Source organism: Kitasatospora sp. NPDC089509, from assembly GCF_044749365.1.
Classification (GTDB): Bacteria; Actinomycetota; Actinomycetes; order Streptomycetales; family Streptomycetaceae; genus Kitasatospora.
Map to the genome: position 1 here is coordinate 82916 of NZ_JBIVHS010000020.1, position 15879 is coordinate 98794.

A 15879-nucleotide genomic window follows, 5' to 3' on the forward strand; every position below is an offset into this window, starting at 1 on the left:
GCTGCCGCAGGTCAGGGCCTCGGCCATGACCTCGATGTCCTGGATGTCGATCATTGTGTTCACCTCCTGGTTGGGGTGTGGTGGGTCGGCTGTGTTGGTCGGCAGGTGTCAACCTGCGCGGTTTCAGCCCTTGTTGTAGCTGCCGCAGGTCAGGGCCTCGGCCATGACCTCGATGTCCTGGATGTCGATCATTGTGTTCACCTCCTGGTTGGGGTGTGGTGGGTCGGCTGTGTTCGTCGGCAGGTGTCAACCCGCGTGATTTCAGCCCTTGTTGTAGCTGCCGCAGGTGAGAGCCTCGGCCATGACCTCGATGTCCTGGATGTCGATCATTCTTTTCACCTCCTTTTTCGGTCGCGGTGCGGGAGCGGGGGATGGCTTTTTCGGGATTCCCCGGGTATTCCCGGGTTCCGCCGATTTCGGCCGGTTCCCCCTGGCGATGCCTCTACTGTTCCGCTTTCCGTGGAGCACTGGAAGGGCTTTGCGGTGGACGGATTCTGCAGTGGCCTATCCCGTCCACCGCGACCTGGGGAAAACGGGCCGCGGAACGACGAAAGCCGCGTCCCGGGGGACGCGGCTTTCGGGGGAGTGGGGTCGGACGGGGCTCAGGTGCGGGTGGCGGGGAGCCAGCCGTTCTGGACGGCGTGGGCGCCGGCCTGGAAGCGGCTGCGGGCCTCCAGGGCCTCCAGGAGTTCGGCGGCGATGCGTCGGGCGGTGCGCGGGGAGACGCCGAGACGTTTGGCGATGGCCTCGTCGGTGAGTCCCTGGAGGAGCAGGTGGAGGGACTCCTGGTGCTGGCGGGTCAGTCCGTCCATGTTGCGTTCCACGGCGGTGCCCAGTCGGTTGGCGCTCTGCCAGACGCTCTCGAAGAGGGCGCACAGGGCCGCGATCGGCCCCTCGTAGGCGATGACGACCGCGCCGGTCTGGGCGTCGTTGGTGTCGAGCGGGAGGACGGCCTCGCGGCGGTCCGAGATGATCATCCGCACCGGCAGGGTGGGCGCGGTGCGCACCTGTCCGCCGTGGCGGTGCAGCCAGTCCATGTGGTCGAGGGTGGGCTGGTGGTTGCGGACGCTGTCGAGGTAGACGGTGCGCATGGTGATGCCCCGGTCCAGGAGCGCGGCGTTGGGGCCGCGGCTGGCTTCGAGGTCCTCGATGCTGTGGCCCCCGCCGGGCGCGAAGGTCATGATCTCGTGGCGGGTGTTGGCGGCCAGCCGGGCCAGCCGGTCGCGGATCTCCTCCGGCCCGTGCAGGCTCTCGGCCCCGGCGGTGGCGCTCCGCGGGCGCATCGAGGAGCACTCGGCGATGAGTTGCGCGGCGGCGGCCCGGGAGGCCTCCACCTTCTGCTGGTGGGCGGCCAGTTCGGCCTGCTGGCGGGCCAGCAGCAGTTCCATGGCGTCTTCGGGGTCCAGGGCCCGGAACCCGATGCCCTCCCGGGACGAGGGCCGGACCAGTGAGAGCCGGCTGAGCCGGTCGAGGCAGGCGCGCAGGTCGCTCTCGGGCAGCGCGATCCGCTGGGCGAGTGCGGCCACCCCGTCCTCGGGGTGGGCGAGGAGTGCCCGGTAGACGCGTTCCGCTTCGGCGTCGAGTCCCAGCAGTTCCAGCATGGCGATGCTCCCGGAGGTTTAGTGCACGTGCGCGTGCACGGAACTATACGAAGATGCGAAGGCCCTGGTCAGGGCCTCGGCACCGGATTTCGACGTCCGCTTCGTCGGTGCCGAGGCCGCGACCTCGGCGGAGGCTCCGGTAGGGGAACGTGCGGCGACGGGGGGCGCTGCGACATGGTGGGGCAAAGCGGGTGAATCGCGACCGTGCCGGGGGCCGGGCCCCCTGGTCGGTTCGTGCCGTGGCATAAAAAGTCCCCGGTACCGGCCTGTACCGCGGTGGCGGGTGCTCCGGAGGATGGCCGCATGTATCTCGTGCATGCCCGACTCCGGGCCCCGGATCGCACCTCCCTCCCCCCGGACGCGGCACAGCTGTTCCTGGGGTGCGCGCTCGACGGGGAGGGCCTGGAACACGTCAGCGCGCACGACGACGCCGAGGGCGGTCCGGTCGTGGGCTTCTACCTGACCGCGCCCTCGCTTGCCGTCGCGGAGCGGGCCGCGTCGGCCGTCTGTCACCGCACGCTCCTCGCGCACCCCTCGCTCGCCGGGGTGGACGCGGTGTCCTTCAGCGCGGCTCTGGTCCCGCAGCACTGGAATGCGCTCCTGCGATCCGATGGACGGGATATGCAGATGCAGGATCCGTCCACCGAGAACCTCTTTCACCCGTTCTGAAATCCCAGCAGAGTGGGGCCATCGGCAGGGAAAACCGGCCGGGGAGAAAATCCGGGCAGGCGCCCGGGACGCAATCGAAGCGACTGTATTCAGGGGGAAGAGATGTCCATGTTCGCGACTCGAATCGCCAAGACCGCGACCGCGGCCGTCATCACCGTCGGCGCTCTGGGAATGGCGCATTCCTTCACCGCGGCGAAGCCCGCGGAATCGCAGCATTTCTCCGCCGCGGGCCCCGTCGCCGGCGCGACCGTTCCGTCGACCCCGACCGCCGCGAGCAAGCTGGCGGCCACCGACGACGTGACCTGGGGCCACTGACGGCACCCGCGACCGCCGGACGCCGGGACACCGGCTGCCGGCCGCCGCCCAGCACGACCGCCGGGACGGGCCAACACCGGTCCAGGGCCGGGAACTTCCGCGATGCCGCCGGAGTCATCACGGGTACCGGAGCCGTTCGGGAGGCGCAGGCGTCCCCTAGGGGTACACCGACCCGACGTCATACCCGGGCAGTAGAAGGCCTCGTCATTCCAGCTCATGGCCCCTGCGGCGCGCGCCCGTTACGTTGAACGGGTGTCCACTGCTGTCATCAAGACCGAGGGCCTCACCAAGAGGTTCCCCCGGGTCACCGCCCTCGACCAGCTCACCGTCGAGGTGCAGCCCGGGGTCGTCGGGCTGGTCGGGGCCAATGGGGCGGGCAAGTCCACCCTGATCAAGATCCTGCTCGGGCTCTCCCCGGCGACGTCCGGCCGCGGCGAGGTGCTCGGCCTGGACATCGCGACCCGGGGCTCGGAGATCCGCGAGCGGGTCGGCTACATGCCCGAGCACGACTGCCTGCCACCGGACGTCTCGGCAACCGAGTTCGTGGTGCACATGGCGCGGATGGCCGGGCTGCCGGCCACCGCCGCCCGCGAGCGCACCGCCGACACCCTGCGGCACGTCGGCCTCTACGAGGAGCGGTACCGCCCGATGGGCGGCTACTCGACCGGCATGAAGCAGCGGGTCAAGCTCGCCCAGGCGCTGGTGCACGACCCGAAGCTGGTGCTGCTGGACGAGCCGACCAACGGCCTCGACCCGGCCGGCCGGGACGAGATGCTCGGTCTGATCCGCCGGGTGCACACCGACTTCGGGATCTCGGTGCTGGTCACCACCCACCTGCTCGGCGAGCTGGAGCGGACCTGCGACCACCTGGTGGTCATCGACGGCGGCCAGCTGCTGCGCTCCTCCTCCACCGCCTCCTTCACCGAGGCGACCGCCGTCCTCACGGTCGAGGTCACCGACCACCCGGAGGACGCCGTCGCCGACCCCGGCGCCGAGGTCCGCGCCCGGCTCGCGGCCACCGGCCTGGAGGTCCAGGCGGACGGCACGCACCTGCTGCTGGTCCGGCTGGCCGGCGAGGACACCTACGACACCATCCGCGACACGGTCGCCGAACTCGGCCTCGGCCTGGTCCGGTTGGAACAGCGCCGGCACCGGGTCGCCGAACTCTTCACGGACCCGAACGAGGGAGGTACGGACGATGCCGCAGCCTCCTGACACCAGGCCCGCCGACACCGGCGTCATCCACGACATCGGCTACCGCGGCTACACCGGGCCCCGCCTCGGCCGCGGCTACGCCACCCGCTCGCTCTTCATCCAGAGCCTGCGCGCCGCCTACGGCCTCGGCCGCTCCGGCAAGTCCAAGGTGCTGCCGATGCTGCTGCTGGGGGTCGTCACCGTCCCGGCGATGATCTTCGTCGCGGCCGCGGTCTACCTGAAGCGGACCGAACTCCCGGTCGAGTACGCCGGCTACCTCTCCAACCTCAGCCTGGTGGTGTCGATCTTCCTCGCCTCCCAGGCACCGGTGATGCTCTCCCGGGACCTCCGGCACCACACCGTCCCGCTGTACTTCTCCCGCCCGATCACCCGGGCCGACTACGTCCGGGCCAAGTTCGGCGCCATGGCCTGCGCCCAGTTCCTGCTGATGGCGGCCCCGTTGCTGGTGCTGTACGTCGGCGCGCTGCTGGCCGGGATGGACTTCCGCCACAACACCGGCCAGTTCTTCGACGGCCTGGTGGCGGCGGTGCTGTACTCCCTGGTGCCGACCGCGGTCGCGCTGGTGATCGCCGCGAGCACCCCGCGCCGCGGGTTCGGGGTGGCCGCCATCATGGGCTACCTGGCGGTGAGTTCGACGGTCGCGGCGGTCGTGGTCGGCATCAGCACCCCCGTCTACGGCCGGCCCTCGGACTCCGTCCAGTGGACGTCGCTGATCTCCCCGAACAGCCTGGTGGAGGCGCTGGTCAACGAGCTGTTCGGGCTGGGCGACGGGATCGACCGCCGCCACGCCCCGGGCGGGATCGGCCTGCTGGTGTTCGCCCTCGTCGCCGTGGCGATGGTCGCGGGCGCGTACCGGATCCTGCTGCGCCGCTACAGCCGCGTCTGATTAACCGCACCGTCCAACGAGAGGTCTGAGAGGCCGGCATGGCCACCATCACCATCGACAAGGTCTCCCGCTGGTTCGGGAACGTGGTCGCGGTCAACGACATCACGATGTCGATCGGCCCCGGCATCACCGGTCTGCTCGGGCCCAACGGCGCGGGCAAGTCCACGCTCATCCACATGATGAGCGGCTTCCTCTCGCCGTCCAGCGGCGCGGTCACCCTGGACGGGGCGCCGATCTGGCGCAACCAGCAGGTGTACCGGCAGATCGGCCTGGTCCCGGAACGGGAGTCGATGTACGACTACCTGACCGGCTGGGAGTTCGTGCTCGCCAACGCCGAACTGCACGGCCTGCCCCAGCCCGGTGCCGCCGCCCGGCGCGCCCTGGACCTGGTGGAGATGGCCTACGCCAAGGACCGCCGCACCGGGACGTACTCCAAGGGCATGAAGCAGCGGGTCAAGATGGCCTCGGCGCTGGTCCACGACCCGGCCGTGCTGCTGCTGGACGAGCCCTTCAACGGCATGGACCCGCGCCAGCGGCTGCAGCTGATGGAGCTGCTGCGCCGCTTCGGCGCGGACGGCCGGACGGTGCTGTTCTCCTCCCACATCCTGGAGGAGGTCGAGCAACTGGCCCGGCACATCGAGGTGGTGGTGGCCGGACGGCACGCCGCCTCGGGCGACTTCCGGCGGATCCGGCGGCTGATGACCAACCGCCCGCACCGCTACCTGGTCCGCTCCAGCGACGACCGCCGACTCGCCGCCGCGCTGATCGCCGACGGCTCGACCACCGGCATCGAGGTGGACGAGCGGGAGCGGGCGCTGCGGATCGAGGCGGTCAACTTCCAGGGCTTCACCACCCTGCTGCCGAGGGTCGCCCGGGCGGCCGGCATCCGGCTGTACACGGTGTCCCCGGCGGACGAGTCGCTGGAGAGCGTCTTCTCCTACCTGGTGTCCGCATGACCGGCTGGTGCCCGCATGACCGGCGCCACGAAGCACCCGGTGCCCGCCTGACCGGCACCACGAAGCAGACCACTGCCCGGGAAGGGGCCGACCGACCATGAACCCCACCGTTGCCAGGCTGACCCTGCGCGGCCTGCTGGGCCGCCGCCGAGGCATCCTGCTGCTGGTGGCCCCGGCCCTGCTGATGGTCGTCTCGGCCCTCGCCAGCGGGGCGAGCCACGATTCGCTCAGCCTCACCGTCAAGATCCTCGGCCAGCTGGACCTCGGCACCCTGGTGCCGATCCTCGGCCTGGTGATCGGCACCGGGGTGATCGCCACCGAGATCGACGACGGCTCGATCGTCTACCTGCTCGCCAAGCCGCTGCCGCGCTGGCAGATCATCACCACCAAGCTGACCGTCGCGATCGGCACCACCTGGGTGTTCGCCGCCGTCCCGACCCTGCTCGCCGGACTGGTGCTGTACGGCACCAAGAGCGGCGTGGCGCTCGGCTACACGGTGGCCGTGCTGGTCGCCGGGGCCGCGTACAGCGCGCTGTTCCTGCTGCTCGGCGTGATCACCCGGCACGCCGTGGTGGCCGGGCTGGCGTACGCGCTGATCTGGGAGTCGCTGATCGGCAACTTCGTCGAGGGCGCCCGGACCCTGAGCATCCAGCAGTGGGGCCGGGCGGTCGCCGAGCGGGTGGCCGGGGACGCCGCGATCGGTGCCGACGTCTCCTTCGGGGCGGCGATCCCGCTGCTGCTGGTGGTCACCGTCGGGGCGACGGTGCTGGCCTCGGTGAAGCTGGCCGGGCTGACCCTCGCCGCCGAGGAGTGAGCCCCGGCGGCCGGCGCGGTGAGGCGGACGGGACCTACAGGGTCCGGTTGCGCCCGGCGCCGAAGCCGGCCGCGCCGACCACCAGGACCAGCACCAGCATCAGGATCAGGGTGGCGTCCCAGCCGCCGGTGAGCTGGTGCAGCGCACCGGCCCCGACCGGGCCGGCCGCCGCGACCAGATAGCCGATCGCCTGGGACATCCCGCCCAGCTGGGCGGCGCCGGCCGCGGTGCCGGTGCGCAGCACGATGAAGGCCAGGCCCAGGCCCAGCGAACCGCCCTGGGCGACGCCGAGCACGGCCGCCGTCGCCCAGGCGGCGGAGACCGGCACGAGCAGCAGCATCGCGATGCCGAGGCCGTTCAGGGCGGCCATGGTGACGGCCAGGGCGCGCTGGCTGGTCATCCGGCCGGCCATCATCGGCACCAGGAAGGCGCCCGCGACCTGCACCAGGTTGGAGAAGGCGAAGACCAGGCCGGCCTGGCCGCGGTCCATGCCGTGGTCGGCCAGGATGGTCGGCATCCAGGCGACCAGGGTGTAGACCAGCAGCGACGAGATGCCCATGAAGAGGCTGATCTGCCAGGCCAGCGGGGACTTCCAGAGGCCCTCGATCGGCGTGCCGGGCCGGGCCGCGGCGGCCACCGCGGCCTTCTCCTGCCGGGACCGCAGCACCTGCGGCAGCCAGGCCACCGCGGCGATCAGGGCGAGCAGCGACCAGGCGCCGAGCGAGGCCCGCCAGCCGCCGCCGAGCACGTGCTCCAGCGGGACGGACGTCCCGGCCGCGAGGGTCGCGCCGACCAGCATGGTGGTCGAGTAGACGCCGGTCATGGTGGCCGCGCGGTCCGGGAACTCCCGCTTGACCAGGCCCGGCATCGACACGTTCAGCACCGCGATGGCCACGCCGATCACCACGCAGCCCGCGTACAGCGCGAACACCGAGGGCAGCACCCGCAGCAGCACGCCCGCGCCCAGCACCAGCACCGCGCCGAGCACCACCCGCTCGGCGCCGAACCGGCGGGTCAGCCGGGGGGTGAGCGGGGCGCCGACGCCCTGGAACAGCACCGGGACGGTGGTGATCAGCCCGCTCGCGGTGGCGGACAGGCCGAAGGTGCGCTGGATCTCGGCGATCATCGGGGAGACCGCGGCCAGACAGGCGCGCATGTTCAGTGCGACCAGCACGATGCCGGTCAGCAGCAGGGCGGGGTGGGCCAGCCGGCTGCGGACGGGGAGCGGGACGGGAGCGGTGACAACCGGCTGCTGGGCACGGGTGACGGCCATGGGTGTGCTGTTCTTTCGTGACTGCCCGGGGGCGGGCTCAGGGGTGGCGCGGGCACGGCGGGAGGAGGCCTCCACCGGCCGCGGTACGGACCGAAGCGGGGCTTGCGCCGTCCTACTTCCGGGCCGCGATGGCCGCGAGCAGCTGCTCGACGGCCGCGGTGGGCTCGGCGAGCAGCTCGCGACACGCCGCCTCGGCGCGGTCCGGGTCACCGCTCTCGATCGCGTCGACCAGCGCCTCGTGGGTCGCCACGGACGCCTCGGGCATCTCGTGGTCGCCGAAGGCGGAGGTCATCGCCTCGCGCACGGAGGCGCCGAAGTAGCGGTACACCTCGGCCAGGGCCGGGTTGTGCGCGGCCTCGACGACGGCGGTGTGGAACTCCAGGTCGTGTTCGACGGTCGCCTCGCGGGCGGCCCGCTCGGGGTGCTGGGCGAAGACCTCGGCCTCCCGGGCCAGCGCGGCCCGCATCCGCCGGACGTCCTCGGGGGTGTGCCGCAGCGCGGCCAGTCGGGCGCCCTCGGTCTCCAGCGCGGCCCGGACCTCCAGGACGTCCCGGATGCCGGAGCGCTGGACGCCGCGGAGCACCGCCGCCGGGTCGCTGGTGGACCGTACGAAGGTCCCCTCGCCCTGCCGGGAGACCAGCATCCCGGCGTGCACCAGCACCCGGATCGCCTCCCGCACGGTGTTCCGCCCGACCTGCAGCCGCTCGGCCAGCTCGTGCTCGGTGGGGATCTGCGTCCCCACCGGCCAGGTGCCGTCGGCCAGTTGATCGCGCAGCTGCTCGATCGCGGTGTCCACCAGGGATCGCCGCCCGGCCGCCTGCAGGCGGTTGCCGTCGCCGTTCATGCCGGGCCTCCCTTCGGGCACCACTCATCGGTCATCGGTCATCCTACAACCGATTGCCCGGTCATCCTACAACTGCCCCCGGGATGGGTGTCCGGTCGGCGCCGACCGGCGCCGACCGGGCCTCACACCTGCGGGAAGAGCCGCTCCAGGACGACCGCGACGCCGTCCTCGTCGTTGCCCGCGGTGACCTCGTCGGCGACCGCGAGCAGTTCCTCGTGCGCGCCGGCCATGGCCACGCCGTGCGCCGCCCAGCCGAACATCGGCACGTCGTTGGGCATGTCGCCGAAGGCGATGGTGTCGGCGGCGCGCACGCCGAGGCGGCGGGCCGCGACGGCCAGGCCGGTGGCCTTGGACAGCCCCAGCGGCAGCAGCTCGACCACGCCGGCCCCGGCCATCACCACGCCGACCAGGTCGCCGGCGACGCGGCGGGCGGCCTCGGCGAGGGCGTCGTCGGTCAGACCGGGGTGCTGGATGTAGAGCTTGCTGATCGGGGAGCCCAGCAGTTCGCCGCGTCCGACCCGGACGACCGGCAGGTCGGAGCCGATCAGCAGCTCGTAGCCCGGTCCGGCCAGCACCTGGCCGTCCAGGCCGTCCTGGTTGGCGGCGACGGCCAGCGGACCGGTCTCGGCCTCGATCTTCTCGATGGCGAGGGCGGCCAGCCGGCGGTCCAGGGTGAGCGAGGTGAGCAGCTTGTGCGCGCCGGCGTCGTAGACCTGGGCGCCCTGGCCGCAGACCGCTATCCCGGTGTAGCCGATCTCGTCGAAGACCGGGCGGGCCCAGACGGCCGAGCGGCCGGTCACGATGATGTGCAGCGCGCCCGCGCCGGTGGCCGTGGCCAGGGCGGCGCGGGTGCGCTCGGAGACGGTCTCCGCGCTGGTCAGCAGCGTGCCGTCGAGGTCGGTGGCGACCAGCCGGTAGGGCAGGTCGCCACCGAAGGGCTGTGCGGTGGAGGTCACTTGACCGGCTCGAGGACGGTCCGCCCGCCGAGGTAGGGCCGCAGCGCCTCGGGCACGACGACCGAGCCGTCGGCCTGCTGGTGGTTCTCCAGGATCGCCACGATGGTGCGCGGGACGGCGACCAGGGTGCCGTTCAGGGTGGCGAGCGGGCGGGTCTTGCCCTCCTCGCGCATCCGGATCGACAGCCGGCGGGCCTGGTACTCGGTGGTGTTGGAGGTCGAGGTGACCTCGCGGTACTTGCCCTGGGTCGGGATCCAGGCCTCGATGTCGAACTTGCGGACCGCCGAGGAGCCGAGGTCGCCGGAGGCGACGTCGATCACCCGGTAGGGCAGCTCCAGCGCGTTGAGGAAGTCCTTCTCCCACTGGAGCAGGCGGCGGTGCTCGTTCTCCGCGTCCTCGGGCGTGGTGAAGACGAACATCTCCACCTTCTCGAACTGGTGGACCCGGATGATGCCGCGGGTGTCCTTGCCGTAGGTGCCGGCCTCGCGGCGGAAGCAGGACGAGTAACCGGCGTAGCGCAGCGGCAGCTTGTCGGCCTCGATGATCTCGTCCATGTGGTACGCCGCCAGCGGGACCTCGCTGGTGCCGACCAGGTACTTGTCCTCCTCGGGGAGGTGGTACACGTTCTCGGCGGCCTGGCCGAGGAAGCCGGTGCCGTCCATGGCGGCCGGGCGGACCAGGGCCGGGGTGATCATCGGGATGAAGCCGGCCGCGGTGGCCTGGGCGATCGCCATGTTGACCAGGGCGAGCTCCAGCAGCGCGCCGGGACCGGTCAGGTAGTAGGAGCGGGCACCGGCGACCTTGGCGCCGCGCTCGGTGTCGATCGCGCCCAGCAGCTGGCCGAGCTCGACGTGGTCGCGGGGCTCGAAGCCCTCGGCGGCGAAGTCGCGCGGGGTGCCGATCTCCTCCAGGGTGACGAAGTCCTCCTCGCCGCCGACCGGGGCGGCCGGGTCGATGAGGTTCGCCAGGGAGCGGAGCAGGCGGTCCGCCTCCTCCTTGGCCGCGCTCTGCTCGGCGTCCGCGGCCTTGACCTCGGCGGCCAGTTCCTTGGTGCGCTGCAGCAGGGCGGTCTTCTCGTCGCCCTTGGCCTGGGCGACCTGCTTGCCGAGCACTCGCTGCTCGTTGCGCAGTTCGTCGAAGCGGCTGCCCGAGGACCGGCGCCGTTCGTCGGCGGAGAGGAGGGCGTCGACCACGTCGACGTCCTCGCCACGGACGCGCTGCGAGGCGCGCACTCGGTCAGGGTCCTCACGGAGCAGGCGAAGGTCAATCACAGGCCCAAGCGTACCGGGCGGGCGTTCCTCCACCAGTACCGGTTTTCCCTGGGGATAACTCACCGCGTCCTGTGGATAACTCCGGTGGAGAACCGGCGGGGCCCGGACCGGAGGCGGGTTATCCACAGGCGCGGCCCCGGGGCTGTGGATGAGCGGGAGTGATCCACGGCCGTCGGCCGGAACCAGGGAATTGAGGTTTCAAACCTCAATGAACCTTCTCGGGTGAGGGAATTGAAGCACTCGCACGGGTGATTTGCAGGCAAGCGGGTGACTCTGGTCCGATTAGTCATCTCTGCGACGCAAACCGATGGTCCGACCAGTTCTGCGCAATGGCTATACCGGTTTGTCGACTCATCCCCAGACCTGTGGATAACTTTCGGCTGTGGACAGCGGGGAGGCCTGTGGACAGCGGCCCCCGGACCCGGACGTTCCTGTGGATGACGGTGCGGTCACCCGACGCACTTGATCGGCGCGGTCGATAACGGTCGGAAAAGGTCAGAAGGACGGAAAGTGGCGCTCAGATGTCCCCGCGCCCGTCGAGCGCGCGCGACAGCCAGTCCGCGGCCGCGGTGAAATCCTCGTCCGAAGTCCCCGGCCGACGGTGCTTGGAGGCCTGCCGGTCGGCGCGCGGATAGGAACCCAGGAACCGAACCTGCGGGCAGATCCGCTTGAGGCCCATCATCGCCTCGGCCACCCGTCGCTCGGACAGGTGCCCCTCGCAGTCGATCAGGAAGCAGTAGCTGCCCAGCCCCTCCCCGGTCGGCCGGGACTCGATCCGCATCAGGTTCACCCCGCGCACCGCGAACTCCTGCAGCAGCTCCAGCAGCGCACCCGGGTGGTCGTCCGGCAGCCAGACCACCATCGAGGTCTTGTCCGTTCCGGTCGGCGAGGAGACCCGGCCTGGGCGGCCGACCAGCACGAAGCGGGTGGTCGCGCTCTGGGCGTCGGCGATCTCCTTGACCAGCGGGTCCAGCCCGTAGATCGGCGCCGCGAACTCGCCCGCGAACGCCCCGTCGTACCGGCCCTCGGCGACCAGCCGGGCGCCGTCCGCGTTGGAGGCGGCGGACTCCCAGACCGCGTCCGGCAGGTTGGCGGCCAGCCACTTGCGCACCTGCGGCTGGGCCACCGGGTGGCTGGTCACCGTCTTGACCCCGGACAGCTCGGTGCCCGGCCGCACCAGCAGCGCGAAGGTGATCGGCAGCAGCACCTCGCGGTAGATCATCAGCGGTGCGCCGGCGGCCAGTTCGTCGTTGGTCGCGGTGACCGCGCCCTCGACCGAGTTCTCGATCGGCACGAACGCCCCGGCGGCCTCCCCGCCGCGCACCGCGTCCAGCGCCAGCGCCACCGAGGACAGCGGCACCAGCTCCCGGGTGGCCGCCTCGGGCAGCGTGTGCAGCGCCGCCTCGGTGAAGGTGCCGGCCGGGCCGAGGTAGGTGTAGCGGGTGGCCGACATGACGCCTCCGTGGGGAATGGGGTGCTGCATGAGCGGGGTGGTGCCGAAGCAGTCACCATAACGATTCCGCGGTCCCGGCCGGGGAGCGTTCCAGAAGCCGGGACCGCGGGGTCCGGAGCGTGCTATCCGAACCGTGCCTTGCGGTGCGGGCGGGGCTACCCCTCCAGCAGCTGCTGCCCGAGGTAGCCCCCGGCGGGCACCCCCGGCGGCACCGCGTACAGCCCGCTCGCCTCGTGCCGGAGGAAGCGGGACAGCCCGTCGCCCCGGGAGAGCTTGCGCTGCACCGGGGTGAAGCCCCGGCGCGGGTCGGCCTGGAAGGCGAGGAAGAGCAGACCGGCGTCCGGCGAGCCGTCCGGCAGCGCCCCGTCGTGGTACGAGAAGCCGCGCCGCAGCATCGCCGCCCCGCCGTTGCTCGCCGGGGCGGCCACCCGGACGTGCGCGTCGGCGGGGACCGCCACCCCGCCGTCCGGGCCCTGGGCGGCGAGGTCCACCGCGGTGCCCTCGCCCGAGCCGGCCGGTGCGCTCAGCGGCGAACCGTCCGACTTGCGCCGCCCGATCACCCGCTCCTGACGCTCCACCGGCAGCTCCTCCCAGTGGTCCAGCAGCATCCGGATCCGCCGGAACACCAGGTACGAGCCCCCGGCCAGCCAGGCCGGCTGGTCCCCGCCGGCGGTGCAGAACACCTTGGCGGCGAAGCCGTCCTCGCCCGGCTTGGGGTTGTTGGTGCCGTCGATCTGGCCCATCAGGTTGCGGCCGGTCATCGGGCGGGCGGTCGCGCCGGGGGTCCGGGCGAAGCCGGCCGACTGCCAGCGCGGCGTCGCCGTGCCGGCCGCCAGCTTCTGCAGGGTCCGCAGGGCGTGCACCGCCACCAGCGCGTCGTCGGCGCCGATCTGGACGAACAGGTCGCCGTCGCCGCGGGTCGGGTCCAGCGCGTCGCCGGTGAAGGCGGGCAGCGGTTCGAGCGCCGCCGGGCGGCGGTCGGCCAGCCCGGCCTTGTCGAACAGCGTGGCGCCGAAGCCCACCGTGACGGTGAGCGAGCAGGGCCCGGCGTCCAGGGCGACCTGGTTGTCGAACTCCTCGGCCGGCTGCCCGGTGGTCAGCCGGTCGACCGCCTTGGTCCAGCGCTGCAGCAGGGTGCGCAGCCCGTCCCGGCCGGCCCCGTCGGCCAGGTCGAAGGCGGCCAACTGGACCCGGGCCTGCTGGGGTTCGAGGATGCCGGCCTGGTGCTCGGCCCGGAACGGCACCCGGCCGGTGCCGAGCGCGCCGGCCGCCCGGTCGTCCGCGGCCGTCCGGTCGGACGGGGCGGACCGGTCGTAGGCGACCGCCCCGGCCACGCCCGCGCCGGCGCCGACCAGCAGTCCGGCGCCGGCCGTGCCGAGCAGCGCCCGCCGGGTGAAGCCGGCCGGGCCGGCGCCGTCGCTCTCCGCCGCCGGACCGTTCTGCACCGGGCTCTCCGCCGTGCTGTTCTCTGCCGTGCTGTTCTCCACTGCGCTGTTCTCCACCGTGCTCACCCGATCTTGAACTGCTGGGTCGGGGTGGTCTGGTCGATGTCCGAGGAGCGGATCTGCACCGAGACCACCCAGGTGCCGGCCAGCGGGAGTTGGGTGGTGCCGCTCCAGCGGCCGGTGCCCTCCGGGGTGAGCGCGACCGGCAGCGGGCCGAGGTCGCGGTCCGGCAGGGTGAAGGCGAGCTGCACCTCGGGGACGTCCACCGGCTTGCCGTCCGTACCGTCCAGCGCGAGCTTGACCTCGTTCGGGCCGGTCCGGGCCGGGTTGAGGGTGACGGTCGCGGTGCCCTTGGCGTTCGGCGTCCGGCCCTTGGTGTCGTACGGCAGCTTGAGCTCCACCGTGCGGTCCGGCTCGGTCTGCGGCGCGGCCGGGGCGGCGTTCCCGGCGCCGGCGGCACCGGCCGCCTTGATCTCGCCGGCCACCCGTCCGGGCGGGGAGTTGGTGAGCATCGTGGTCACCACCAGCACCGCCACCGCGACCAGCGCCTCGACCAGCACCGAGCGGCGCAGTCCGGCCCGGGTCGGGGTCAGTCCGCGCTCGCGGCCGGCGCTGCGCGTGGCGGCCAGCTGCCGGTCCAACTGGGCCTGCCGGACCGGGTCCGCGTTCTGCGTGACGGCGCCGACCGGCTCGGGCACCTCGGCCCGCTCGACCTCCGCCGCCTCGGCCGGGGCCGAGCGCAGCCGGGCCAGCCAGCTGCGGGACATCCAGGCGACGCCCAGCATCACGACCACGCAGCCGGTCTTCACCAGCAGGAGCTTCCCGTACTCGGTGTCGGTCAGCGCGCTCCAGCTGCCCAGGCCCCGCCAGGACTGGTAGACGCCGGTGACGACCAGGACGGCCACCGAGCCGAAGGCGATCCTGGAGAAGCGGTCGACCACCTCGGCGCCGACGCCCTCGCGCAGTGCGACCAGCAGCGAGGCCAGCCCGCCCAGCCAGAGCGCCATCGCGATCAGGTGCAGGATGCCGAACGGCAGCGCCAGCCAGACCTGGATGCCCACCGAGGCGTGGTCGGCGCCGACCCAGGTCGCGGAGAGCGCCACCGCCAGCAGCAGTCCGGCCACGCCCAGGCCGAGCCGGGCCTCGCGCTGCGGCCGCTCGACGGCCCGCTGCTCCAGCTCGCGCAGCTCGGCGGCCTCGGCGTCCTCGTCCTGGTGTTCCCCGTCCTGGTGCTCCGAGTCCTGGTGCTCCGCGGGGGCCGGGGCGACCGGCTTCGGCGGCTGGCCCAACTGCCCGACCAGCAGCGACAGGAAGATCCCGGCCGCCGCGAGCAGCAGCAGTCGGGCGGCCAGCGCGGTGCCGATCCGCTCGTCCAGGGTGGTGCGCACCAGCGACAGGTCGAGGGTCTGCCCGATGCCCGAGCCGCGCTCGTACGGGCCGCGCAGCATCAGCACCGCGACGGTCGAGGCCAGCAGCGCCGTCCAGCCGGTCATCAGCAGCCGCTGCACCGGGCGCCGGGCGGCGCCGGCCGGCCAGCAGATCAGCACGAAGGCGGCGACCCCGGCGAGCAGGGCGAACGCAGCGTAGGCGACGGTGCGTCCGGTCCCGTACAGGGCGGCGACCAGGGTGTCGGCCTTGGCGCCCTGCAGCGCGGTGGTGGACACCGAGGTGTCCGAGGGGGCGCCGATGGAGAAGGTGAAGGCCCCGCCGACCGGGTGGGAGTCCTCGGAGACGGCCCGCCAGGCGACGGTGTACGTGCCGTTGGCGAGCCCGCTGTTCAGGCCGACCCGGGCGGTGTTGCCCTTGCCGTCGGCGTGCGCCGGGTTGCCGGTGTCCACGGGCTTGCCGGCCGGGTCGAGCACCCGGACCGAGTCGCCGGACAGCGAGACGGTCTCGCTGAACGTCAGGGTCACCGCCGCCGGGGCGGTGGCGACCACCGAGTACTGCGCCGGGTCGGTGGCGTCCAGGGTGGCGTGCGCGGCGGCCGGGCCGGCGCCGGCCAGCATCAGCGCGAGCAGCGCGCCGAGCGTCCCGAGGAGTCCGGCGAGCCGGCGGCGGGTGATCCGGCGGGCGGCGCCGGCGGACACGGCGCCGGCGGCGGACACGGTACCGGCGGTGGACAGGGCACCGGCGGTGCCGCGGTGCGGGAGTCTGCGGTGCGAGGCCTTCTCCATGCTGGCG

14 protein-coding genes are annotated in these 15879 nt (G+C 72.7%); 6 read left to right on the plus strand and 8 right to left on the minus strand.

Annotation, left to right across the window (positions count from 1 at the left end; all coding sequences use genetic code 11):
* Nucleotides 1–602: 602 nt before the first annotated feature.
* Nucleotides 603–1601, minus strand: a complete 999-nt coding sequence (locus ACIP4P_RS32320; RefSeq protein WP_400924565.1) for a helix-turn-helix domain-containing protein — start codon at nt 1599–1601, stop codon at nt 603–605.
* 303 nt (nt 1602–1904) lie between these two features.
* Here ACIP4P_RS32320 and ACIP4P_RS32325 point away from each other — a divergent pair, with 303 nt between their 5' ends.
* The 6 genes from ACIP4P_RS32325 to ACIP4P_RS32350 all read left to right on the plus strand — a co-directional run bounded on the left by ACIP4P_RS32325 (nt 1905) and on the right by ACIP4P_RS32350 (nt 6456).
* Entirely contained in the window at nt 1905–2270 is a 366-nt protein-coding gene (locus tag ACIP4P_RS32325; RefSeq protein ID WP_350518220.1) for a hypothetical protein, read from the plus strand.
* Between the two features lie 102 nt (nt 2271–2372).
* Complete coding sequence (locus ACIP4P_RS32330) at nt 2373–2585, plus strand: hypothetical protein (protein WP_400924568.1); 213 nt, start codon at nt 2373–2375, stop codon at nt 2583–2585.
* A gap of 216 nt (nt 2586–2801) precedes the next feature.
* The gene (locus ACIP4P_RS32335; RefSeq protein ID WP_400924570.1) at nt 2802–3800 is read left to right on the plus strand and encodes an ABC transporter ATP-binding protein; all 999 of its coding nucleotides are present in this window, start codon (nt 2802–2804) and stop codon (nt 3798–3800) included.
* Entirely contained in the window at nt 3784–4686 is a 903-nt protein-coding gene (locus ACIP4P_RS32340) for an ABC transporter permease (RefSeq protein ID WP_350518217.1), read from the plus strand. The genes ACIP4P_RS32335 and ACIP4P_RS32340 overlap by 17 nt, the downstream gene beginning before the upstream one ends.
* A 38-nt stretch (nt 4687–4724) precedes the next feature.
* The gene (locus tag ACIP4P_RS32345; RefSeq protein WP_350518216.1) at nt 4725–5642 is read left to right on the plus strand and encodes an ABC transporter ATP-binding protein; all 918 of its coding nucleotides are present in this window, start codon (nt 4725–4727) and stop codon (nt 5640–5642) included.
* A 97-nt stretch (nt 5643–5739) separates the two neighbouring features.
* On the plus strand, nt 5740–6456 hold the full coding sequence (locus ACIP4P_RS32350; protein ID WP_400924573.1) for an ABC transporter permease: 717 nt from the start codon (nt 5740–5742) through the stop codon (nt 6454–6456).
* Between the two features lie 34 nt (nt 6457–6490).
* On the opposite strand, the gene ACIP4P_RS32355 is transcribed toward ACIP4P_RS32350, so the two are convergent.
* The 7 genes from ACIP4P_RS32355 to ACIP4P_RS32385 all read right to left on the minus strand — a co-directional run bounded on the left by ACIP4P_RS32355 (nt 6491) and on the right by ACIP4P_RS32385 (nt 15872).
* The gene (locus ACIP4P_RS32355) at nt 6491–7729 is read right to left on the minus strand and encodes an MFS transporter (RefSeq protein WP_350518214.1); all 1239 of its coding nucleotides are present in this window, start codon (nt 7727–7729) and stop codon (nt 6491–6493) included.
* A 112-nt stretch (nt 7730–7841) separates the two neighbouring features.
* Nucleotides 7842–8573: a FadR/GntR family transcriptional regulator gene (locus ACIP4P_RS32360; protein ID WP_400924575.1), complete on the minus strand. Its 732-nt coding sequence runs from the start codon at nt 8571–8573 to the stop codon at nt 7842–7844.
* Nucleotides 8574–8695: 122 nt separating this feature from the next.
* Nucleotides 8696–9529, minus strand: coding sequence for an HAD family hydrolase (locus tag ACIP4P_RS32365; protein WP_400924577.1), 834 nt, complete (start codon nt 9527–9529; stop codon nt 8696–8698).
* Nucleotides 9526–10800: a serine--tRNA ligase gene (gene serS, locus ACIP4P_RS32370; protein WP_350518210.1), complete on the minus strand. Its 1275-nt coding sequence runs from the start codon at nt 10798–10800 to the stop codon at nt 9526–9528. Before serS ends, ACIP4P_RS32365 begins: the two co-directional genes overlap by 4 nt.
* A gap of 517 nt (nt 10801–11317) precedes the next feature.
* The gene (gene pheA, locus ACIP4P_RS32375; protein WP_350518209.1) at nt 11318–12253 is read right to left on the minus strand and encodes a prephenate dehydratase; all 936 of its coding nucleotides are present in this window, start codon (nt 12251–12253) and stop codon (nt 11318–11320) included.
* A gap of 155 nt (nt 12254–12408) precedes the next feature.
* Nucleotides 12409–13755: an iron uptake transporter deferrochelatase/peroxidase subunit gene (gene efeB, locus ACIP4P_RS32380; protein WP_400924580.1), complete on the minus strand. Its 1347-nt coding sequence runs from the start codon at nt 13753–13755 to the stop codon at nt 12409–12411.
* Between the two features lie 5 nt (nt 13756–13760).
* Entirely contained in the window at nt 13761–15872 is a 2112-nt protein-coding gene (locus ACIP4P_RS32385; RefSeq protein ID WP_400924582.1) for a FixH family protein, read from the minus strand.
* Nucleotides 15873–15879 lie beyond the last annotated feature (7 nt).